General features: G+C 62.9%; 10 protein-coding genes. 5 read left to right on the forward strand and 5 right to left on the reverse strand.

Annotated features, from left to right (window positions below):
- Positions 1-8: 8 nt before the first annotated feature.
- Positions 9-1,202 carry a flavin-dependent monooxygenase gene (locus tag L288_RS29245; protein WP_021237734.1) on the reverse strand — a complete coding sequence of 398 codons (1,194 nt, stop codon included), beginning with the start codon at positions 1,200-1,202 and terminating at the stop codon, positions 9-11.
- 17 nt (positions 1,203-1,219) lie between these two features.
- Complete coding sequence (locus L288_RS29250; RefSeq protein WP_021237735.1) at positions 1,220-2,137, reverse strand: VOC family protein; 918 nt, start codon at positions 2,135-2,137, stop codon at positions 1,220-1,222.
- Positions 2,138-2,404: 267 nt separating this feature from the next.
- On the opposite strand from L288_RS29250, the gene L288_RS29255 reads away from it, so the two are divergent.
- Positions 2,405-3,091, forward strand: coding sequence for a hypothetical protein (locus L288_RS29255; RefSeq protein ID WP_021237736.1), 687 nt, complete (start codon positions 2,405-2,407; stop codon positions 3,089-3,091).
- A gap of 48 nt (positions 3,092-3,139) precedes the next feature.
- On the opposite strand, the gene L288_RS43825 is transcribed toward L288_RS29255, so the two are convergent.
- Positions 3,140-3,538: a group II truncated hemoglobin gene (locus L288_RS43825; RefSeq protein ID WP_021237737.1), complete on the reverse strand. Its 399-nt coding sequence runs from the start codon at positions 3,536-3,538 to the stop codon at positions 3,140-3,142.
- A 267-nt stretch (positions 3,539-3,805) separates the two neighbouring features.
- On the opposite strand from L288_RS43825, the gene L288_RS29265 reads away from it, so the two are divergent.
- Positions 3,806-4,417 carry a DUF4142 domain-containing protein gene (locus L288_RS29265; protein ID WP_021237739.1) on the forward strand — a complete coding sequence of 204 codons (612 nt, stop codon included), beginning with the start codon at positions 3,806-3,808 and terminating at the stop codon, positions 4,415-4,417.
- Positions 4,417-5,103: an MgtC/SapB family protein gene (locus L288_RS29270; protein WP_021237740.1), complete on the forward strand. Its 687-nt coding sequence runs from the start codon at positions 4,417-4,419 to the stop codon at positions 5,101-5,103. Before L288_RS29265 ends, L288_RS29270 begins: the two co-directional genes overlap by 1 nt.
- Positions 5,104-5,120: 17 nt before the next feature.
- Here the strand turns inward: L288_RS29270 and L288_RS29275 are convergent, their stop codons facing one another.
- Positions 5,121-6,104, reverse strand: coding sequence for a TerC family protein (locus L288_RS29275; protein WP_021237741.1), 984 nt, complete (start codon positions 6,102-6,104; stop codon positions 5,121-5,123).
- Positions 6,105-6,325: 221 nt separating this feature from the next.
- Positions 6,326-6,565 carry a DUF6894 family protein gene (locus tag L288_RS29280; RefSeq protein ID WP_021237742.1) on the reverse strand — a complete coding sequence of 80 codons (240 nt, stop codon included), beginning with the start codon at positions 6,563-6,565 and terminating at the stop codon, positions 6,326-6,328.
- A gap of 191 nt (positions 6,566-6,756) precedes the next feature.
- On the opposite strand from L288_RS29280, the gene L288_RS29285 reads away from it, so the two are divergent.
- Both L288_RS29285 and L288_RS29290 read left to right on the forward strand, forming a co-directional pair.
- Positions 6,757-7,260: a hypothetical protein gene (locus L288_RS29285; protein WP_021237743.1), complete on the forward strand. Its 504-nt coding sequence runs from the start codon at positions 6,757-6,759 to the stop codon at positions 7,258-7,260.
- A 107-nt stretch (positions 7,261-7,367) separates the two neighbouring features.
- On the forward strand, positions 7,368-7,578 hold a 211-nt coding region (locus L288_RS29290; RefSeq protein WP_041208021.1), incomplete at its 3' end, for a hypothetical protein.

A 7,578-nucleotide genomic window follows, 5' to 3' on the forward strand; every position in this document is an offset into this window, starting at 1 on the left:
CCCCGCGCTCAGATGAAGCTGTCGCTGTTGGACCCGCCCAGCGCGACATTGCCGTAATTGCGGCCGACGATGCCGGGATTGTTGGCGACATGGGTGCGCCCGGCGTGAATGTCGCAGAAGGCGCGGGCGATCGGATTGCCGCGATAGATGGCCTCCGCCCCGCTGGCCGCGAAGATGCGGCTTACCAGCGCGCAGCAGCGGCTGGAAATCTGCGCCGACTGGAAACGGTAATGCAGCCGCGTTTCCACATCCGCCTGCTCGCCTTTCCGCGCCCTGTCCGTGAGATCGGCGAAGTTGCGGAAAAGGATCGTCTTCATCTCATCAATGGCGGCGCGGGTTTCGGCGATCACCATCTGCACATCGGGATCGGCCGAGGCGCTGGCGCCGCTGTTGGCGCTCCTGCGTTTCGCCCCCTTCTCGATGAAGCAGTCGAGCGCGCCCTGAAGCGCCCCGATGGATGAGGAGGAGACGGCGCGCACGAACACCTGCCCGAACGGCAGCTTGTAGAGCGGGCCGGGATTGACCTTCGCGCCGGGGTTGGTGGCGGCGAAGCCGTCCTTCGACCGGTGGGTGCGGTAGGCGGGGACATAGGCGTCCTCCACCGTCACGTCATGGCTGCCGGTGCCGCCTAGCCCGATCGTGTTCCAGATATGCAGCACCTTGAAATCGCCCCGTGGGACCAGGAAGGTCCAGAAGTCGGGCTCGCCCGTCTCAGGATCGTTGACGAGGCCGCCCAGGAACGCCCAGTCGCAATGATCGACGCCGCTGGAAAAGCCCCAGCGCCCGCTGATACGATAGCCGCCCTCGACCGGCGTCACCTGCGCGCGCGGCATGTAGGAGGAGGAGATGAGGGTGGCGGGATTCTTGCCCCACACATCGTCCTGCGCCTGCGCGTCGAACAAAGCGAGCTGCCAGTTGTGCACCGCCACCACGCCCAGCACCCAGGCGGAGGACATGCAGCCTTCGGCCAGCTTCATCTGCACCGCGTAGAAGGTTTCGATGTCCATTTCATAGCCGCCATGACGGCGGGGTTGCAGGATCTTGAAGAAACCGGCTTCCTGAAAATCGCGGATGGTGTCTTCGGGCACCTTGTTTCCGGCTTCACAGGCGTCGGCCCGTTCCCGTAGCACCGGCACCAGCGCTGCGGCCCGGTCGACCAGGCCGGCCATGGTCGGCGCGGCGATCGCATTGGCAAGTGTCATAATCCTTCTCCTTCTGATCAGGCCGCGTCGGCCAGTCTTGCCTGTTCGTCAGCGCCGAAGCCGACACTGAAATCATGGCCCCACAGGCTGGCGGACGTGCTTTCGAAAACAGTGTGATGATCCCAGTCCACGACCCGGCCGCCGCAGCCATATTCCAGCGCGAAGCCGCCGGGCGTTTCGACATAGAAGCTGATCATGTGATCATTGGTGTGGCGGCCCAGCGTCGCCATCAGCCGCGCACCGGCGGCGAGCATCCGGTCATAGGCGTGGCCGACCTCGTCAATGGTGGCGACTTCCACCATCAGGTGGACGCAGCCCGATGGCACTTCGCCTTCGAACAGGGCCAGGCTGTGATGGCGGCCATTGGCGCAATGCAGGAAATCGATGCGCATTTCCGGTCCGCCCTGGCCCATCGGCCGGTGGACCATGAAGTCCGACAGGCCAAGGCCGAGGATGCCGGTCAGGAAGGCGCGTGTTTCCGCGATTTTCGGTGCGGGCAGCACGGCATGGCCATAGCCGAGATCGCCGGTGACGAACCGCGTCCCCTGCGGCGAGCAGAAAGGCGTGAAGCTGCTGACATAGCCGTAGGACAGTTCATGCCGGTTGCCGGACGGGTCCTTGAACCACACCATGTCAGTGACGTGGCGCAGCGCGCGTTCGGCCTGGGTCGCATGGTTGTAGGCGACACCCTGGGCATCGAGCAGGGCGAGCGCATGGGCGAACTGCTCCTCATTGCGCACTTCCCAGCCGCTGGCGAAATAGCCGTCCCGTTCATCTTCCACGATGAACAGCCTTCCGGCGCGCTCGTCTATGCGCAGGGCGATTCCGCCAAGCACGGCATGCGCCGAAAAGCCCGCAATGTCTTCCGCGAAACGCACCCATTGGGACGGGTTGCGAGACGAGATCACGCTATAGGCAAGTGCCGCGACTTCCATGGGGGTCTCCACTCATATTGCCGTGCCATGATGCCGCTGGACGGGGGCGACCGAATTGACCGCGATCAAAATTGACCAACAAAGCGTCGCGAATGTGATTTTTACCTGCGCATCATTAGGGGAGAATGCGGAAAACTTCTGCCATATGCGTTTTATAATCGGCAGTAAAATACGCGATAGCAGGCAATTTTGATCGCGATCAAGGCGGCTGACCGTTCCACCGGCTCTTTTGAAGTCCTTGCAATAGAGGAAGGCGGAGGAACAGGCATGAAGGCCCAGACGATCGATCGTTCAAGCGTGGCGCAGACCATCAGCCATGTGAACCTTCATTACCCGCTCCCAGAAGATGGCGAGGCGGCGGCGGTGCTGCTGGAAACGGCTGGGCTCGTGCGGACGCAGGAAATGGAACTGCCATCGGGCGGCACCTTCTACCGCTTCACGGCCAACAGCCATGCGCTCAATCAGGCGGACAATATCGTCTATCTGTCACCGCTGCCGCCAGCAACGGCGCAGTTGATCGCCGCTGCGCGCGAAAGCCTGGGCATGGGCACTGCTAACGAGCATCCGGCGGTGAGCGCCTATCGCGCCGCCCATGCGGCCGACCCGGAATATGATTTCCATGTCGGCTTCCTGCTCGACTCGCTCGATTTTCTGGAGGAGCGCTTCCTTGCATTGCAGGCGCTGGAGGCGAAGGATGCGCGCTTTGCCGGGCGGCTTAAATTCCTGGTCAATCGCGCGCTGCCGGGGAATAGCGAGATCGACGCGCGCATGGATGCGTCGCCCGTCTATCGCGGCGTCACCCGCTACACCTATGGCCGCAACGGCGTGCAGGCCTTTTGCGAGACGGATCTGATCGTCGACGGACCGCTGGGCAGCGGCCTGGTGCTGGAGTTCGACTATGTGTTCCCCGGCTACGACGATCACATCATGGCCATATCGGAACAAACCCGCTGACGGCAGGAGGGGCCGTCGCGGGTCAGCGGCAGGCAGCGAGAGAGAGGGTCAGGCGCGGACCATCGCCGAAGCCATGGAGGCGAAGGCCGCGCCGATGCGCTTTGCCACATCCCCTTCCACGGCGCAGTCGCGCATGGCCTGGTCCATGGCCTTCACCCACTGGTCCGCAATGGCGGCGCTGATCGAAAAGCGGTTGTGGAGCGTCATCATGCATTTGCCTGGATTGGCCGCGAACCAGTCGGCGGGGCCACCGAGCCATCCGGTCAGGAACCCGGCCAGCGACTTGCGCATGGGGCCAAGGTCGCTGGCGTGCAGCGATCGCAATTCGGCATAGGCGGGAACGGAGTCCATGAGATCATAGAAGCGCTCCACAATCGCCTGGACGCCCTCCCGTCCTCCGACCGCGTCGAAGGGCAGTGTTTCCTCCACAGGCGCGGCGCTGCTCAATTCCGTCTGCCACGCAATGCGTCGCCGATGCTCAGGCTGCCGAGGATGAGCATGAAGAGAAGCATCAGGCCAACGACCAGATGCGGGAAGTAGCTGCCGAAAAGCTGTGCCATGGGTTCCTCCTTTGCAAAGAGAAGAATAGGCGCGCGGGAACGCCGGAACCTTGACCCGCGTCAAAATGCGCGTTGGCTTCGCTGCATTTGGGACGCTGCCGGAACGGCAAAGCCCGATCATGCGTTGGCGGTCGTGGCATTCAGGGAGAATAAGATGAACCGCATGACCTTCATGATCCTGGCGACCGGGCTGACCCTGGCCGCCTGTAACGAAGCGACCGAGCAGCGGGCGGAGAATGCCGCCGGTTCGGCGGCGGCGACGGCTGATGCGGCCGGGGACAGGATCGAAAACGCTGCTGATAACGCCATGGCGGCGCTCACGCCCACCCCTTCGGCGCAGGAGTTCGCGAACAAGGCGGCAAAGAGCGATGCGTTCGAAATCGCAGCGGCGAAGCTGGCGGCGGCCAAGGCTTCCTCCGCCGAGGTGAAGGCTTTCGCTGCGCAGATGATCAAGGCCCACACCGAATCCAGCGCCAAGATCAAGGCCGCGGCCGGTAAGGCGAAACCGGCGGTGACGATCGATGCCGCGCTGACGGCGGACCAGAAGGAAGACCTGGCCGACCTTCAGAAGCTGACCGGCGCGAAGTTTGACGAGGAATATATCGACGGCCAGGTGGATGCGCATGAGGATGCGCTGGCGCTGATGCGCTCCTATGCGTCAGGCGGCACCGATGCCGGACTCAAGACGGCGGCGGGCGAGATCGCGGCCGTGGTCGAAGGCCATTTGAAGATGGCGCGCGATCTGGAGGCAAAGACCGATCGTTGATGAACCTGCTGGACCTTGACCTTGCGCTTCCGGTGCTTGGCGCGGTTCTGGCAGGGGGACTCATCGGCGCGGAGCGGGAATACCGGTCAAGCCCGGCGGGATTTCGCACCCATATATTGGTCAGCCTGTCCTGCGCGCTGCTGATGCTGGCGGCGGTGCATCAGATACGCTGGCTCAGCGATACGCCCGACGACCTTATCAGGATCGATCCCGTCCGCATGGCCCATGGCGTTCTGACGGGCATCGGTTTCCTGTGCGGCGGCGTGATCTTTCGCGAAGGACTCAACGTCCGGGGGCTGACGACCGCCGCGTCGCTGTGGATGACATCGTCGCTCGGCGTGCTGTTCGGCGTCGGTTTCTACAGCCTGGCGATTGGCGGGACGCTGGTGACGCTGGGCGTGCTGGCGGCGGTCGCGGCGTCCGAACGGCTTCTGCCACAGCAGCGCTTTGCCCGCATCATGATCCGGTATCGCCGGTCCGACGTCATGTCCGAACGCGACTTCCGCGCCAGCCTCTCCCGCTTCGGCCTGGTGCCTTCGGTGATCAGCCAGCGGTTGAAGGACGGCTATCTGGAACTGAGCACGACCGTCAACGGCGCGAACGTCCATAGGGTGGAGGAATTCACCGCCGCCCTGATCCAGGACGCCAGCGTCGTGGGGTTCGAATATCTGCCCCACGACCCATGACATCATGGCGGCGGCGCTCAGGCAGCGCCGCCCGCCTCCTGGCGGGTCTTCCACAAGGACCAGCCAACGCCCCCGGCGATCAGCGCGAAGGTGACGCCCAGGCTCCAGACCGGCGGGAACTTGCCGCCGTCCATCAGGAAGTCGGCGATGAAGATCTTCGCCCCGATATAGACCAGGATCAGCGCCAGCGCATATTTCAGATAATGGAAGCGATGCACCATCGCCGCCAGCGCGAAATAGAGCGCGCGCAGGCCCAGTATCGCCATAACGTTCGACGTATAGACGATGAAGGTGTCCGTGGTGATTGCGAAAATGGCGGGCACGCTGTCCACCGCGAAGACGAGGTCGGCGAAGTTGATGACCACCAGCGCCAGCAGCAGCGGCGTGGCCGCCGTCACCATCTTGCCGGTCACCGGATGCGGCATCCTGGCCAGAAAATGTTCGCCATGCAGTTCGGGCGTCACGCGGATATGCCGGGAAATGAAGCGGAGCGCGGGATTGTTGCCGATGTCCATGGGCTTGTCCGCCGTGAACAGCATCTTGACGCCGGTGAAGATCAGGAAGACGGCGAAGAGGTAGAGCACCCAATAGGCTTCATGCAGCAGCATAGCGCCGCCCGCGATCATAAGGCCGCGCAGCACGATGACGCCGACGATGCCCCACAGCAGCGCCCGGTATTGGTAGCGGGGCGGAATGGCGAAATAGGTAAAGATCAGGCTGATCACGAAGACATTGTCGATCGACAGCGCCTTTTCGATGAAGAAGCCGGTAAAATATTGCATTCCCGGTTCCGGTCCGCGCGCGAACCAGATCCAGACCCCGAACAGCAGGGCGATGCCGATATAGAAGGCCGACAGCTTCAGGCTTTCACCAATGCCGATTTCCCGGTTTTCCTTGTGCAGGAAGCCCAGGTCAAAGGCGGTCAGCGCAACCACGATCACCAGAAATGCCAGCCAGAACCAGGCCGGGGTGCCGAGCCAGTCGGCAAACAGAAATTCCATGGAACAGCGCTCCTCTTGTCCAGCCATGCCGATCGCAGACCCGATGCGAGGAGAGCGGAAAGCAGCCCGCCGATCGCATCGGATTATCCGATGCGGTCCGACATCACGCGCTCACCCCAGAAGGAGCAGCGCGCCAGAGGGGCCCGGTCCCGCAAGGGTCATGATAATAGGTAAAATGGCGGCACTCAAGGGCTTGCAAGCAAAGTTGTTGTGGCGGACCGTCAATCGACGATCGTAATAAGCTCGCCAAACGGGATTGTTGCCAGAACCTTTCCACTGTGATCGGTTATTTCCACCCGATGCCGCAAGTTGACCGGCCTGCCTGAGGAGACATGCTCTGCCATCATGGCGCGCACGCCCCGGATGGCGACCTCTTTGGCTGCGGCAAGATCGGCATGATCGGCTCCTTCGTCATCCAATACATCGGCGTCATTGTAGATGTTGATGAAGTAACGCGGCATGGAGCGTGAATACTTAAATCGCCCGCTGGTTTCCTATTTTGATCGAGATTAGGCTGTTCTGCGCGGCTGGCGTAAAATGGCGCGGCCTTATCCTGTTCCTCCCATATTAAAGCGGATCGATCCTGCCTGGCCAGGCGTTCAACGCGGACAAGGCGGCCAGCCGCTTCACCCGATTGAATGAGGACAGGACCATGAATGACCGCAATGCTTTTTTGCAGGGGCAGGGTTCCCCGATCAAGGATGACGAGCCGCCGCCGATCGGAGGATGGCGTGGAGAGAAGGCGGCGGAAGAAAGCGCCAGCAACACGGACCAGCGCCATCGCCTGTCCGGCACCAATGTCGAGGTGGAGGATATTTCGGGCACCGCCTTTGCAGAGGCGACATCGCTGGGCAAAAGGCCGAACGCGCCGGACGAGGGTGATCACGCGGCCGCTCCGCAACCTGCTGGCGGACATGCGGGAGGCCATGGCGACGGCGTCAGCGATCTTGAGGGCGATGCGGATTCGCCCGGCGGCGAGAGCGAGGGCGCTCCCTATCCGCAGCCTTACCGCAAGGGCCGCAGCGACAATGATTTCGGCAGCGTGATGGGTCATGGCGGCCAGTCGGAAATCGCCTATCACGGTCCCGGCCATCTGGGCGAGCATAATGTCGGAGAGGATGACGACCGCAACGGCGTCGCCAAGTCCAACGACTGAACGCCCGTCCGCGCTGATGCGCCCTTACCCATGGTGAGGACGCCAGCGCGCCGGAATCCGATGACAATATATGACAGAACCGGGCCTCCCAAGGCTGCGGTGGAGGATTGATCCTGCGCGACGAGGACAAGAGGGAGCCGAGATCGACCGGCGAAGCGGCGCTGATGATCGAACAGGCGCTGCGCGACGGCGACATTCTTTATCTGGCGGATGATGAGCAGCAGGCGGAAGCGCTGGCGGAGGCGGCCGCCGCGCTTGCTCCGGCGCATCCCGTCATCTTCATACCGTCGAGCGATGCCTTGCCCGGCGACCGCGCGC

It is taken from the genome of Sphingobium quisquiliarum P25 (assembly GCF_000445065.1).
GTDB classification, from domain to species: domain Bacteria; phylum Pseudomonadota; class Alphaproteobacteria; order Sphingomonadales; family Sphingomonadaceae; genus Sphingobium; species Sphingobium quisquiliarum.